Raw genomic sequence first — 14,368 nt, 5'->3', positions numbered from 1 at the left:
GCACGATTTGCCGAGCTAAAGGGAGGCAAGCCGAATCCGTAAAGCATAACGGAAACAGACCCATTGTCGGTGTGTCCAGGGTCAGGAGGTTCAAGCTGGTTTTTGCATACTTTTGAGCGGCCAGTCAAAAGGATGTCGGCTGCCGGGACGAAACCCGGCGACCTTGACTTTGATCTTCTGTGATGCACCAAAGGCTTAAATTTGCGCTGATGGACATATGAGCTTGGTTGCTCAGCAACACATAAACAGCTCTCAGTTACATCTGCAATAGCACCAGATTAAGCAGCCCGATCAACATACCGAGCAGAGCCCCAAACAGGTTGATGTACTTGAACTGCTCTTTCATGATCCCCATGAGCAGCCCTTCCACCTTGAGAATATCCAGCGAGTTGACCTTATCCTCAACGATCTGGCAGATGTTGAGGGTTTCCACCAGCGGCGGGATCTCCTTCTTCAACAGTACCACCAGTTGATCGAACAGGCCGACGGCCAGCTCCTCACGCCCGTCACTGGGTAGGTAGCGGCTTAATTGGCCAAGGGGACGCTGGTAGATAAAATAGGTCATGCGGTTTTTCAGAAATCCTTCAACGCTGTGCTGCACCGATTCACGGCTGAGCTGATCGACAATGGCCGTGCTGATCAGGCCGGCCACTTTCTCCCTGCCCTGCTCCGGGAGCAATGGATCAATCCAGTCGGACAGCGGTCGCCCTTCAATGGTTTCCACCCCCTTCTCCACGGCATTGAGCAACTGGTGGCGCACAGTGTCACCAGTCAGCCAGTCACAGACACGATGGCTGACCTGACCACGGATGCGCACCACCCGTTCGTAAGGCACTTTTTCCAGTAAACGACTCAGCGGCTGATTCAGCCATTCGTTGAGTTGGTCGCGTAATTTCGAGCTAATTTGTTGCCGAACCGACTCCGATGCCAGCCACTCTTTCAGCTCCACAGCTGCTTTGTCCATAAAGCCGGGCAACTTGGCGTAGATCTTTTCCATGTCAAACAGCGCGCCGATCAAGGCGGAAAGGCCATCAATGGAGTCAATGAGGTTGGCAATGGCATCACGGATTTTATCCTGCAACTGCTCGCGAACCTCCGGATCGTCAAGCATGGCGGAAAGTTGTTCAATGATTGCCGGCAATTCCTGCTCCACCAGTTCGAGGACACCATCCACCAGTTCGCCGGGGAGCAGGTCATTGAGGCATTGCTGGTTGTCGATCAATTGTTGCAGGCGTTGATCGATAAAACGGTCCAGCCAGCCCTCCAGCTGCTCTTTGTCGAGCCAGTGTTCAATCTTTTTTCCGGCAAATCCCTGAATCGTCTGGCTGGGATGATCCATCAGGTCCTTGAGACGATAGCTCAGCAGAACATCGAGATATTCCTGGCAAAAACGGGTTAACTGTTGCCGCCCCTGCTCTGATTCGAGTTGGCGAGTCAATGCACGCAGCAGCTTCCAGCGGACGGTTTCCAGTATGTCGGCAAGGCGGTCATGAAACTGGGACGGGAGAAGGCTGATGGGCGCGCTGAGGTCGCGACAGATAAATTGATCGAGTTTCTCCTCGACAGCTGACAGCAGTTTTTTACGGAACCCCTCCTTGTCGAGGGTGTCGGCAATATCGTCACTGGTTAGCAGATGATCTCCGACCATCTCGCCCATTTTCCGCGCCAATTTATGGCGTTGCGAAGGGATGATGCCCGGAGTCAAGGGAACGCGCAGGCCGCAAATACGCCAGGGCCTCAAGGGCCGGAACAGCATGCGAATCGCAATATAATTGGTGACATAACCGATGATAGCGCCCAATAACGGCGGGAGCAGCCAGGGCAGGTAAGAATCGAACTGTGACAGCATGAAACAACAACCTCAAAAGTGGGCAGGGGGTGGAGAATTCCCGGTTAATAAATGATGTTCTCTTATCTGTTATTTATTGAGAATGTTTTGATTTTTTTTTGCAATGGGGTACTATAATTTGCATCTATTCACTGTTGCCTGAGTGATGCGCTATTGATGGTTCGGGCAACGTATGCAATGACCATTTTATCATGTGAGGAGGAGTAATGCTGAAAGATTTGTTGCTTAGAAATCGCAGCTATCGACGTTTTCATGCGGACAAGGCGATTAGCGAAGAGCAATTGACTGAACTGGTTGAGTTGACCCGTTATTGTGGCTGTGTCGCCAATCTGCAGCCGCTGCGTTATCTGTTGTCAGTCGACAAAGAACGTAATGATCGGATTTTCAACTACCTGGGTTGGGCCGGCTATCTCAAGGATTGGAAAGGTCCGGCGGAAAACGAGCGACCGAGCGGCTATATTGTTATCATTGGTGACAAAACCATCAGTGATCGTTTTGACGGCGATTCAGGGATTGCCGCCCAGAGCATTTTGCTTGGCGCGGTCGAAAAAGGTCTCGGTGGCTGTATGATTGGCTCCATTCAAAAGCAGAAATTTCGTGAGGAATTCAAAATCCCCACCCGTTTTGAAATTGTTATGGTGATCGCTCTGGGCTACCCCGCTGAAGAGGTCCGCCTGGTCGATAAAGAGGAGAGTGGCGACATTAAATACTGGCGTGACGAGTCCGGAGTCCATTATGTGCCCAAGCGCACCATGGATCACCTGGTTCTCAGTTGGATCAACTGACGTTGTTCAGAATGTTGAGCACTGTTTAGTAACAGGGGCCGGAATTTTCCGGCCCCTGTTTTTTTATGTGTCCGAGCGGTAGCTCTGCCAGTGGATGCGCTCCTGACGCAGCTCATCTTCAGGATGCCCCTCTTTTTCCTCATCAGCCTCACCGATGCCGATAATGGCATCAATGCGCAGGTGTTCGGGAATGCCTGCTACCCGGCGCACGTAACTTTCTGCATCTGTTGTGTCGTCGTGCTCACGACAACGGATTTGTGCCCAGCAACTGCCGAGTCCAAGATCCTGAGCCGTCAGTTGTAAAATAAATGCGGCAATGGAACAGTCCTCGATCCACACGTCACAGCACCGCGGGTCGGCACACACGATGACGGCCACGGCGGCCTCGGCGAGAAACCCGGCACCATGGGGCTTGGCCTGGGAAAGGGCCTGTCGCTTTTGACGATCCGTAACGAAGATGAATTGCCAGGGATCGCGGCTACGTGAACTCGGTGCACGCAACACGGCTTCTTGCAGCACGCTCAGTTGCGTATTTGTTAACGGGGTGTTGGTGAATTTGCGAATACTGCGCCGTTGGCGGAGTAACTCCAGGAACATCGTGTACCTCGCTGAAATATCAGGTGATCTGTTTAAGAGAGTCTCCTTCTTACCGTTGATTGCGCAGTGATGCAAGGGGAAACGCCATGGTGACTGCTGGTCGCAGCTCAGCGTTGCCCAAATTATGACATCCTGTGGATAACGTTGTGGAAAAGTGGAAAACTCGTGGGATAGAGAGGATGGGTGGGGGAAAACGGGTGGCAGGGTCACCACATATCATCGTCAATTCAGTTCAATTGACCCTGCCAATTCATCACATCACAAAGTTGCTTTGGGACTTGAGTTGCTGCAAATACCGCCCTCTTCGGCTTACAGCGCATAACATAAAAATGTCTCCCGGTTCTAACCTTAGTGCGCCTGGCACACTAAGGTTTTTTCTTTCGGCAATTCATTGATCAGGGATTGCAATTCGTCACTTTGCAACCAGTGGTCGAGAATGGAATCGATCTCACCGCTGATTCCCCAGATCAACCAGATCCCCAGCTGCAGAAGTTGGTGCTGGTGATGCTGGTGAATTCCCGAACAGATAACCCCGTGTGTTCCCAATTCGCTAAGCCAGTCGCCGATCGTGTAAGGAGGCTGAGGACAGACGAGCGCACTGAGCTCGCGACATTGACGATGGCGTAAGTCAATATCCGCAATATGAAATTCGCGCGCCTGATCAAAACGGGGAGATACGCGTCTGTCATAGCTGGGAATGGCTATCCGTATAGTTTCGGGAGATAACGCAGACATGGCTTCTTTCATTACAAAACCAATGCCAATGGATAGTTTAAAATAAAAGTCGTGTAAAAACAGTAGGTTGACTATTGATGCCTTTTGCGGGACGGATTGACGATGTTGCATTTGCAACGTTTGGAACGGGGGCGGATGGGCGGGTACGTCTAACAAACAGTTATTATTGAGAAACATACCGATGTTGCAGTGCAACGTTTATGCAACACAATGCAACGTCAGTTAAGCTGATGTTTTTTCAGCCAACGCCACAGGGTGGTGCGGTCAATGCCGAGATGTTGTGCCAGTTGTTGACGGTTTCCTTGGAAACGTTGAAGCAGATGGGACAAGGCGTCCTTATCCGGACAGCGGTTTTTCTTAAGCGCAAGAGCGTTCGATGTGAGTGCTGGAATGTGCATCACTTCAATTTGAGAGCCGCGGCATAAAATCACTGCCCGTTCCACAATGTTCAGCAACTCACGGACATTGCCTTCGTAGGGATAGGCCAACAGTTGTTCCAGAGCCGGTTGGCTGAAACGAACTATCTTCTTGCCATGCTTGTGGCAAAACCGTTGCAATGCCATGTCCAGCAGCAACGGAATATCTTCATCGCGCTCACTCAGGGGCGGGATATGCAGGGCAACAACGTTGAGGCGATAGTAAAGGTCTTGGCGAAAACGTTTCTCTTCGACCAGATGGGCGAGGTCACGGTGGCTGGCCGCGACAAAACGGACATCGGCGCGACGGGTTTCGTCGCTTCCCAGCGCCTGATACTCATTGTTTTCCAACACCCGCAACAGTTTGACCTGGAGCGACAGAGGTAAATCGCCAATCTCATCAAGAAACAGAGTGCCGCCCTCTGCCAGGGCGAGGCGGCCTTTGCGGTTGGCGATCGCGCCGGTGTAGGCGCCTTTACGCACCCCGAAAATTTCCGCTTCAAGCAATTGTTCCGGCAAAGCACCGCAGTTGATCACCACCAGTGGTTGGTTGTTACGTGTACTGAGATTGTGGATGGCCCGGGCAAACAACTCCTTGCCGGTGCCGCTGGCTCCATGGAGCAAAACCGTGGCATCGCTGTTGGCGACATCGGGCAGGATGTCAAATAACTGTTGCATGCGTGGGTTGCGGCTGATCATGTCATGAAAACTGAACTGCTTCTGCACCTCATTGGCCAAAGCACGCAGTTGCGACAGATCACGAAAGGTTTCAACACCGCCGATTACATCGCCGCGTTCATCACGCAAGACAGAGGCATTGACCGAAATAGGGATTTCACGGTTGTGGCGGTCGAGCACATCCACCTCAATATTGGTGATGTTCTCTCCGCTGGCAAAAGCCTTACGCAAGGGACATTGATCAAAACAGACGTTGGTGCGAAAGATCTCACAACACGGTTGACCGAGAGCCTCGGCCCGGCTGAACCCAGTGATCTCCTCAGCTGCGTGATTAAACGAAGTGATGCGGAGCTGTGGGTCAACAGTAAACACCCCATCAGCAACGCTGTCGAGGATGGTTTGGACATGAACGGGATTGTCGGTCAGTTGGGTCATTGATGGCCTCTGTGAGGATAAGACGCCATTATAGCAAGCTTTTTAGACGAACAGGAGGAGAAATTATGACCAGTCGCTGGGGTTTTTATCCATAAAGGCCATCACAGCGTCTGCTGGTAAGGGCTTGCTGAACAGGTAGCCCTGACCGATTTCGCAGCCTTCCCGGCGCAGAAATTCCAACTGGTCTGTATTTTCAATCCCCTCGGCAACGGTGTCCATACCCAGGCTGTTGGACAGGTTGATAATGGCGCGACTGATGATGTCGTCACCGGCGTTGGTGCCGATATCCATGACAAATGAGCGGTCGATTTTCAGGCGGTCCAGCGGCAGTCGTTTCAAATACGCCAGACTGGAATAGCCGGTGCCAAAGTCGTCAATCGCCAGACGGATGCCCATGCTCTGAAATTCCAGCAGGGCGTCAGCGGCTTTTTTCGGTTCAATCATGATGGCCGACTCAGTCACTTCAAGTTCCAAACGTTGTGCCGGTAAGCCGGTGTATTGCAGGATCTGTAACACCTGCTGAGGTAGGTGGCCGCTTTCGATCTGTTGAACGGCCAGATTCACGGCCATGCGCGGCACATGATAGCCCTGCCGGTCCCAGTCGATGGTCTGTCGACATGCCTCTTCGAGTACCCACAGGCCGATGTCGTTGATCAGACCGATCTCTTCGGCCAGAGGAATGAACAGTCCTGGCGGGACCAGGCCGATCTCTGGCCGCTGCCAACGCACCAACGCTTCAACGCCGACCAGATCCCCTGAATTCAAGTCCAGTTGCGGCTGATAGTGGAGCACCAGTTCTTTGCGTTCAATCGCGTTGCGCAGCGCACTTTCCATGACCAGATTTTCCCGGACATTGTCCGAGAGCTGGGACGAGAAAAAGTGCAGTCGGTTGCGGCCCTGGCGTTTCGCTGCATAACGGGCAATTTCGGCATTTTTCAACAAGGTTTCGGGGTCAGCACCATCCTCTGGAAACAGGCTGATTCCGACGCTGGTTGTTACGATGAGTTCCTGATCTTCAATATTCAGAGGCGTTCCCAGACGATGGAGGATGCGACGACTGATACTGGAGGCCAGCTCGGCAATGTTTTCACCCTGAATAATGATGACGAATTCATCGGCACCCATGCGGGCAATACTGTCTTCGAGACGGAGCAGGTGCTTTAAGCGTCCGGCCGTCTGGCGCAAAATTTTATCGCCAAAGTCAAAACCGAAGGTTTCGTTGATCTTTTTGAAATGGTCCAGGTCAAGATTCAGGATTGCCAATTGATCCTGACCTGTTTCAATGTGGGCCAGCGCGTCCTGCAGTTGCAGGTGTAACAGCGTGCGGTTGGGCAGTTGGGTCAACGGATCGTAATGGGTCAGGAAGCTGAGCTGGTCCTGCTGCTCGCGGCTTGTCGTGATGTCATTCCAACTGCCGACCACTTGAGCCGGACTGGTTGCCGTTGCTGGGAGAAACTGGAGTTCCTCGCGCACATAACGCAATGTGCCATCATTGTCATATAGACGGTATTCAACGCTGCCATGGCCTATTTTCGGCATGGAACGCATGTTGGCCTCAAGCTGTTGTAGGTCACCCGGATGAATGATGCTTTGCCACCAGCCCGGCTGATAGGTTTGTTCAGGAGTGAAGCCGAACAGGCGGGTGATATTGTCACTGACCCAGAGCACTTCAGGCGCGCGACCGGTAGGCAGGGCAAGGTTGAACAGGACCACGGGGCTGGCTTTTTGCAGATATTCAAAGCGTTGCTTGAAGCGACGAAGTTCCTCCGTTTTGCGGCGAACCTGCCAGCGTAATAGTGCTGTGATGATCAGGAGGAACAGCAGCAATACTGCGCCGCTGATCAGAGCGCGCAGCCATTGGCGAGGTAACACCGGAGCGGGAGGCCGGGACATGGCTTGTTTCAGTGATTGATAGTAGATGGAGCCCTGCTCGCTGCGCCATTGTGACAGGTAGTCGTCAATACGGTTGAGAACGGCCGTATTGTGCCCCTTGGTCGTCGCATAAAAAAGACTGCTTGGATCAAAGATCACCGGATTTTCCCGCAATCCATAGCGACGACCGTAAATTCCGCCAAAGAAACTGTTGGCCACAGTGACATCGGCATCACCGCTGACGACAGCTTGAAACCCTTCGGCCATGCTGTTGACCGGGACCTGCTCAAATGGAATGGAAAATCCGTTAAGAATGCGAATTAACGCATCCTGCTGAACCGCACCGGACAGGATAGCGATCCGCTTCCCTTTTAGATCCATCCAGTCGGAGATTTCAATTTTTTTGTGACTCCACAGACTTGACCAGCTATGAACAACAGGGATGGTGTGGAAATCAAAGCGTTGCGCGCGTGCTGCTGTGCGAGCGACATCAGGCATTAAGTCGATATCGCCGGATTGGAGTTTGTCCAGACAGTCATTCCAGGTGCAATCGACGTATTCGAGCTGCCAGCCTTCGCTTCTTGCCATATTTTCCAGCAGGTCGATGAACAGACCGGAGGGACGACCCGTGGTGTCGCGGCAGATCTTGGGCGGGTTGTCATACAGGCCGACACGAATGAGTCGTGAAGCATTTGAGGAGGATGTTTCAGGTTGTGCCCACACGCCTGCAGGGACTGACAAAAAGCCAACCACCAAGACAAGCCATGCACTGTGGAGGAAACCACGAACACGATTCAATCCGTATTCTCCTTAAGGGAAAACGCCTGAAAAAATAGGCAGATAACTTATTGAAAATTCGCATTCAGTATAAAGCAAATGACTGATATTTCTAGACCCTTTCGCATTACACTTTTCCAACCGGAGCCAGGTAAAGGACAAACTCGTCATGGCCGTCGACACCGATCAGGTTATCCATCAATCCCTGATCATAGGCGGCAATGGCACAGGTCCCGGCCCCGATCGATTCACAGGCCAGATAGAGATTCTGGCAAACATGGCCGACATCAAAAGCAATCACCCGATGCGCTGCCAGATCGTAGCGCCATTCCATGCGATAGGGGATCACGGTCCAGGCAAAAACCACCGGAGCCCGACTGATGAACACCTGATGAAAAGTGGCCGCCGAAAGCTCGTCACGAAAATCGTGAACCGAACGTTCACACACCAGGGCGTGTTGCAGGGGCAGATAGCGGTAGATGCCGTTTTCCAGTCCGTCAACGGCGGAGACCAGCACATAACTTTCAAATGCATGACGACAGCCGGCAGACGGTACGGTGCGCAACGCATGGCCCTCGCCAAGCTCTTCACGTACTCCCTGGGTGGCCCACAACAGCAAGCCCAGTTCTTGGCGGGTCAATGGCGTGGCCAAATAGCGTCGACGGCTCTCCCGGTTGGCAATGGCAGCAAGAATATCGGTGCCGTGAAACTGTTCCAAATCAACCTCCGGAAGAGGCACAAGCGTCTGTTCCGGTCGGGGAGATCGCTGCAGTGGCGGTGGGTCGATACCGCGGTTTTGATCCGTCACGTAAAAATTGATCTGCTGACGCAGGTTGTCTTTGAGAAAAGCCCGTTGTTGCTCAAGTGTGGGAAGAGGCATGAGGGTTCTCCTGTCTCTGTGGGTTCGTAGAAGTTTATCTCAGCATAACAGATGTTTGGACGTAAAACAGGGGCCTGCTGTAAGAGCCTTAGGACAGAGGATATAAACAAACGTGTGTGAAAAGAGAGCCTAGACGCAACAAAGCCGGTTCGGGGAGGCGTCCGAACCGGCTTTGTCTATTGTGTCTATCAACTAGGAAGAAAAGGAGAACCAAGCCCTGCCTGCCACAACAAGCCTTGATGGTTATGACTTTAACAAAGCGTGTCAGTGCTCACCACGATGAGACGCGTAAATGTTTGTTACCGAATTCGCGAATCGTGACTGTGTATAGGCACAGGTTGGGGTGGTGGGAGAGAATTATCAGAGAACAAAGTCAAGGTCGCCGGGTTTCGTCCCGGCAGCCGACATACTTTTGACTAGCCGCTCAAAAGTATGCAAAAACCAGCTTGAATACCTCCTGACCCTGGATCAACCTTCACTGCATCTGTTTCCGTTTTGCTTCATGGATTCGGCTCGCTGCCCTTTAGGTCAGCGAATCATGAGCATTATCAATGTCTGGCGTAAAACGTTGATAACACTCTATCGACTTACTTTATCTCTGGTGTGGCACTGATCAAACGGGCGGGACGGTGCCCGCCCTTCAGTCGTGTGTTATTGAGCTGCCAAGCCTTTCCGTTCAGCAGCATCGAACGTAGAGAGGGAACCCGTAGGACGCAATGGTAGGGTGTCGTTTTTCTGTCCCTTTTTACGACGAAAAAGGGACCCAGCGTGCGGGCGCGGAAGCCCGCGTCACGTGGGTACCACCATCGCGACCGGATGGAGTTTGCCACAACGGAAAAAACTCAGACAATCTCATCCTGAATCCGCGTATCAAACACCCGCTGACTCTTCTTCTCCGAACGCGGCAACGTGCCGTAATCGACCACCTCCAGCTCCACACTGACCAGAAGTTGCTTCTTGATCTGATGCACCGCCTCGTGAATCAGCTCGGCACTGCGTCCGGCCTCCACGCCCTCGCCGCGTTCCACCACCATGCGCATGTGGTCGCGGGCTGAGTCGTCGTCGCGGCTGAGGTGAATCTGATACTCACTGCCCAGCCCCGGCACCTGGGAGAGAATCGTGTCGAGGCTGCTCGGGTAGATGTTGACACCGCGGAATTTGATGGTGTCGTCGGAGCGGCCTTTGATACGCGAATGGCGCGGCAGCGGATTGCCGCAACTGCAGGAGCCAGGGATAATGCGGGTGATATCGTGGGTGCGATAGCGAATCAACGGTGCTGCCTCTTTGCACAAACTGGTCACCACCATCTCACCCCATTCACCGTCAGGCACCGGTTGCAGGGTTTCCGGGTCGACAATCTCCAGAATATAATAGTCACCCCAGTAGTGGATGCAGTCGTGATCGGAGCACTCGATGCCTGTTCCGGGGCCGTACAATTCGGTTAAGCCAGTGATATCAAACAACTCGGCACCGCCGAACAGCTCGGAAATCTTGCGCCGCATCGACACCGACGAGCGCTCGGAACCATAGATGATCTTCTTGACATTGATCTGGTCGGCCAGACCGCGACGGTGAATCTCTTCGGCCATCAACAACGCCATGGAGGCCGTAGAGCAGAACACCGTCGACTGGAAATCGATCAGGAACTGGATCTGCATGTCAATGTTGCCCGGCCCGACCGGCACGGCCATGGCGCCGATCTTCTCACAGCCGAGCTGGAAGCCCATACCGGCCGTCCACACACCGTAACCAACGGCGATCTGGATGCGGTCCAGCGGCGTCACTCCGGCCATCTGGTAGCAGCGGGCGAAAAAGTCAGTCCAGTTGTCGAGATCTTTCTGAGTGTAGCACAGCACCTTGCGTTTGCCGGTGGTGCCGGAGCTGGCGTGAACACGGACAATCTGCTCAAAGGGGACGGCACGCAGCGGAAACGGGTAGCCGTCGCGCAGGTCGTTGGCATCGGTGAACGGCAGGCGTTGCAGGTCATCAAGGCTGACGATGCTCTCCGGTGTCACCCCGGCATGATCAAGTTGCTGGCGGTAAAAGCTCGACCCTTCATAGGCATGACGCACGGTCCACTGCAGACCGGCCAGCTGGTGGGCTTTAAGTTGTTCTGCGTTGTCAAACGCGGGCATAAAGTTCTGTTGACGCATATCGGGTTTCTCCAGACGGATATTGGTCAGACCGGCGGCGCCGAGGCGGCTGGCCTGTGGGCTGTCATGGCTGGCCGCCCCCAAAAAGGCGGCACGTAACGCGGGGTCATTAAGTAACTGGTCGCTTTGCCCCTGCTGGACCATCTCACCGTTGGCCAGCAGATAGGCACGGTCGGAACCGCTCAGGGCACGGGCGGCGTTTTGCTCCACCAGCAGGATGGTGGTGCCGCTGCGCGACAGTTGGTGGATAATGGCAAAGATTTCATCGGTGATTTTCGGTGCCAGGCCAAGGCTCGGTTCGTCGAGCAGCAACAAGCGCGGGTGGGCCATCAATGCCCGGCCCATGGCCAGCATCTGCTGTTCACCACCGGACAGGGTGCCAGCCAGTTGGCTACGCCGCTCCTTGAGCTTGGCAAAGCGTTGATAGACTTCATCGAGGTGGGTCTGTTGTTCGCCACGCCTTAGTTTAAGGGCCATGGCACCGAGGGTGAGGTTTTCCTCGACACTGAGGTGCGGAAACACTTCGCGCCCTTCCGGGGAGAACGCCAAGCCGTGGCGCACCATGGTGGCCGGAGTGCTGCCGGTGACCGGCTGGCCGTCGAGGTGGATGGTGCCGCCGCTGGGTGTGACCAGGCCCATGACGCACTTGAGCAGGGTGCTTTTACCGGCACCGTTGGCGCCGACCAGGGCAACGGTTTCGCCTTGATGGATTTTTAGATCGACGCCGAATAGGGCCTGGGCCGCGCCGTAGTGGGCGGTGAGGTTGGTGATTTCCAGCAGTGGAGTTTTGTTTTCGGCTGTCATTTGTTTCTACCCGTTATTTCTGCATGTTGCTTTGGCTAACTTTATCTGTTTGCGTGGCTTTTTCCCACGTGACGTGGGCTTCCGCGCCCACACATCGGGCCCCTTTTGCGTCGACAAAAGGGGCGCAAAATCGACCCCCGACCATTGCGCCCTGCGGGTTCCCTCACTTCAGTCGCTTACGCCGTGATGTCGGCAAAAACTCGCTGACGCTCAAACAGTTTGCCGACAACCATCACGTCGACACTCCTTGCGTTTGGCGCTGCTGAACGGGGGAGCTTAGGTGCTGAATATGAGCACTTTATCCATTTTCAACCACCCGCTTTTGCTTTTCCCGGGGTCCCCTGTAACGCAGCCGGAATAAAAGGGCGGACTGGCGAAATAGAAGGACAAACTGTTTGAGGGCTGTTGCAAACAGACCGAGTTTTTGTCCTTCCGCCAGGGAGCCCTTTTATGGAGGGAACCCCGAAGGGGCAAGGCGCGGGGTGTCGTTTCTTTGCTGACTTTCTTTGGACAAGCAAAGAAAGTCAGGCGTCGTGTGGGGCGCAACCCCACGTCACGTGGGAAAGTCTACAAATCACCGCGTCTCTTCAAAAAAGGAAAAGCCCCGCAAACCTTTTACGCCGTCGCCTCCATACTCCCCAAATAAGCCTCCAACACCCGAGGATTCTTCTGCACTTCATCCGGCGTGCCACAAGCAATAACACACCCACTGTCAAGCACCACCACCTGATCAGCTAAGCCCATAACCAGCTCCATGTCGTGTTCCACCAGTAACAGCGTCTGCCCCTCCTGGCGCAGGCGGCGCAACTGTTGTTCCACGGCCAGAGTTTCGGTAGCATTGAGTCCGGCCACCGGCTCATCGAGCAGGATCAATTGCGGTTGGCTGACCGTGGCGCGCGCCAGTTCCAGGCGTTTTTTATCGCCATAGGCCATCACCCCGGCAGGCCAGTCGGCCTTGTCAGCCAGACCGAAACGGTCCAGCGCTTCCAGAGCGCGCAGCTTGAGCTGCCGTTCGCGATGGCGCAGGTAAGGCAGGCGCAGCAGGGCCATGATCAGGCTGCTGCCCGCCTCATTATTGAGCCCGGCCAGCACATTGTCGAGCACCGACAGCCGCTCGAACAACTTGAGATTCTGAAAGGTGCGTGCGACACCGAGTCGAGAGATCGCATGAGACGGCAACGTGCTGATCTCCTGACTGTTTGTTCCGTTGGCCAAACTGATCGAACCGCACGTTGGCGTCAACACACCGGTAATGCAATTGATCAGGGTGCTTTTACCCGCACCATTGGGGCCGATCAGCGCCGTGATCTGCCCTTGCGGCACCCTGAAGGTGACGTCGGACAAAGCGGGCAGGCCGCCGAACTGTTTGCTGACCGCGTCAAGATGCAGCATGGCGACTCCTGCGTAAAGCCTGACGGGTTTTGACCAGATCGACCAGACCGGTGACAAAACCCTGGGGCAGGAACATCAACACCAGTACCAGAATACCGCCGTGAACGAAATCTTTGTACGACTCAAACACATCGATCCACTCGGGCAACAGGGTGATGAGGGTGGCGCCAAACAGCGAGCCCCAGATCGACCCCATGCCGCCGATTACCACCATGATTACTAGATCGGTGGAGACAAAAATATCAAAGGACGCCGGGCTGATGTAGTTGTAGCAATGGGCGTACAGGCTGCCAGCGACCGAGGCCAGCACTGCCGATAGCACAAACACTTTCACCTTGCTGATCTGGGTGTTGACGCCAAGGGCAGCGGCCGCTGTTTCATCGCCAGCCAGGGCTGCCAGACCACGACCGACACCGCTGCGCACCAGGTTGAGGCACAGCAACAGACTGAGCAGCGCCATGGCCCACACCAGATAGTGGAAGCGCACTTCGTCGTCAAAGACAAAGTTGCCGATGGCCAGCGAGGGGATGCCGTAAAAACCGCTGACTCCGCCGGTCACTTCATCCCACTGCTGGAGCACGGTGTAGACCACCAGATTGAAGCCGAGGGTGGCCATGGCCAGGTAGTGCCCGGACAGGCGCAGCGTGGGCACGCCGATGATCAGCGCCAGCAAGGCGACCAGCACGGCAACGCCGAACATGGTTGGCCAGGGGGACAGCTCATAGGTGACGGTGCCGATGGCCGAGCCGTACGCACCGAGGCCGAAAAAGGCGGCATGACCGAGGGATATCTGACCGGCATAGCCGATGAACAGGTTGAGACCGAGAACGACGATGACGTGGATGGCGACCAGGTTGGACAGGCCTAGGGTGTAGGGGTTGTCCTGCACCAGCGGATAGAGCACAATCAACGCGCACAGCAGCGTCACCGTGAGGCCGGTGCGATGCAGGCGGATGAAGTAGCTTAGGTGTTCCTGGCGGGTCATGTCTGTGTTT

10 protein-coding genes are annotated in these 14,368 nt (G+C 54.5%); 1 reads left to right on the top strand and 9 read right to left on the bottom strand.

The window, feature by feature from the left end; translation table 11 throughout:
• Positions 1-256: 256 nt before the first annotated feature.
• A complete protein-coding gene (locus tag DACE_RS12105; RefSeq protein ID WP_006001650.1) occupies positions 257-1,849 on the bottom strand; it encodes a DUF445 family protein in 1,593 nt (530 codons plus the stop codon).
• A 206-nt stretch (positions 1,850-2,055) separates the two neighbouring features.
• Here DACE_RS12105 and DACE_RS12100 point away from each other — a divergent pair, with 206 nt between their 5' ends.
• Positions 2,056-2,634, top strand: a complete 579-nt coding sequence (locus DACE_RS12100; RefSeq protein WP_006001648.1) for a nitroreductase family protein — start codon at positions 2,056-2,058, stop codon at positions 2,632-2,634.
• A 63-nt stretch (positions 2,635-2,697) separates the two neighbouring features.
• Here the strand turns inward: DACE_RS12100 and DACE_RS12095 are convergent, their stop codons facing one another.
• From DACE_RS12095 to DACE_RS12060, 8 genes are all read right to left on the bottom strand, one after another.
• Positions 2,698-3,231: a nitroreductase family protein gene (locus tag DACE_RS12095; RefSeq protein WP_006001646.1), complete on the bottom strand. Its 534-nt coding sequence runs from the start codon at positions 3,229-3,231 to the stop codon at positions 2,698-2,700.
• Between the two features lie 348 nt (positions 3,232-3,579).
• The gene (locus DACE_RS12090; RefSeq protein ID WP_040367259.1) at positions 3,580-3,966 is read right to left on the bottom strand and encodes a NifB/NifX family molybdenum-iron cluster-binding protein; all 387 of its coding nucleotides are present in this window, start codon (positions 3,964-3,966) and stop codon (positions 3,580-3,582) included.
• Between the two features lie 218 nt (positions 3,967-4,184).
• Positions 4,185-5,495: a sigma-54 interaction domain-containing protein gene (locus DACE_RS12085; protein ID WP_006001642.1), complete on the bottom strand. Its 1,311-nt coding sequence runs from the start codon at positions 5,493-5,495 to the stop codon at positions 4,185-4,187.
• Between the two features lie 63 nt (positions 5,496-5,558).
• Entirely contained in the window at positions 5,559-8,165 is a 2,607-nt protein-coding gene (locus tag DACE_RS12080) for an EAL domain-containing protein (protein ID WP_006001638.1), read from the bottom strand.
• 106 nt (positions 8,166-8,271) lie between these two features.
• Entirely contained in the window at positions 8,272-9,024 is a 753-nt protein-coding gene (locus DACE_RS12075; RefSeq protein ID WP_006001635.1) for a SagB/ThcOx family dehydrogenase, read from the bottom strand.
• 842 nt (positions 9,025-9,866) lie between these two features.
• On the bottom strand, positions 9,867-11,981 hold the full coding sequence (locus tag DACE_RS18905; protein ID WP_006001633.1) for an ATP-binding cassette domain-containing protein: 2,115 nt from the start codon (positions 11,979-11,981) through the stop codon (positions 9,867-9,869).
• A gap of 615 nt (positions 11,982-12,596) precedes the next feature.
• Complete coding sequence (locus DACE_RS12065) at positions 12,597-13,373, bottom strand: ABC transporter ATP-binding protein (protein WP_006001632.1); 777 nt, start codon at positions 13,371-13,373, stop codon at positions 12,597-12,599.
• Positions 13,360-14,358, bottom strand: a complete 999-nt coding sequence (locus DACE_RS12060) for a branched-chain amino acid ABC transporter permease (RefSeq protein WP_006001631.1) — start codon at positions 14,356-14,358, stop codon at positions 13,360-13,362. The genes DACE_RS12065 and DACE_RS12060 overlap by 14 nt, the downstream gene beginning before the upstream one ends.
• Positions 14,359-14,368 lie beyond the last annotated feature (10 nt).

It is taken from the genome of Desulfuromonas acetoxidans DSM 684, from assembly GCF_000167355.1.
Lineage (GTDB): Bacteria > Desulfobacterota > Desulfuromonadia > Desulfuromonadales > Desulfuromonadaceae > Desulfuromonas > Desulfuromonas acetoxidans.
This window is presented reverse-complemented; position numbering and strand designations above follow the sequence as displayed.

Excerpts from the sequence above, each read along its gene's own strand:
- DACE_RS18905 (WP_006001633.1), bottom strand. The coding sequence starts at position 11,981 with ATGACAGCCGAAAACAAAACTCCACTGCTGGAAATCACCAACCTCACC.
- DACE_RS12095 (WP_006001646.1), bottom strand. The coding sequence starts at position 3,231 with ATGTTCCTGGAGTTACTCCGCCAACGGCGCAGTATTCGCAAATTCACC.
- DACE_RS12075 (WP_006001635.1), bottom strand. The coding sequence starts at position 9,024 with ATGCCTCTTCCCACACTTGAGCAACAACGGGCTTTTCTCAAAGACAAC.
- DACE_RS12100 (WP_006001648.1), top strand. The coding sequence starts at position 2,056 with ATGCTGAAAGATTTGTTGCTTAGAAATCGCAGCTATCGACGTTTTCAT.
- DACE_RS12085 (WP_006001642.1), bottom strand. The coding sequence starts at position 5,495 with ATGACCCAACTGACCGACAATCCCGTTCATGTCCAAACCATCCTCGAC.
- DACE_RS12090 (WP_040367259.1), bottom strand. The coding sequence starts at position 3,966 with ATGTCTGCGTTATCTCCCGAAACTATACGGATAGCCATTCCCAGCTAT.
- DACE_RS12105 (WP_006001650.1), bottom strand. The coding sequence starts at position 1,849 with ATGCTGTCACAGTTCGATTCTTACCTGCCCTGGCTGCTCCCGCCGTTA.
- DACE_RS12060 (WP_006001631.1), bottom strand. The coding sequence starts at position 14,358 with ATGACCCGCCAGGAACACCTAAGCTACTTCATCCGCCTGCATCGCACC.
- DACE_RS12065 (WP_006001632.1), bottom strand. The coding sequence starts at position 13,373 with ATGCTGCATCTTGACGCGGTCAGCAAACAGTTCGGCGGCCTGCCCGCT.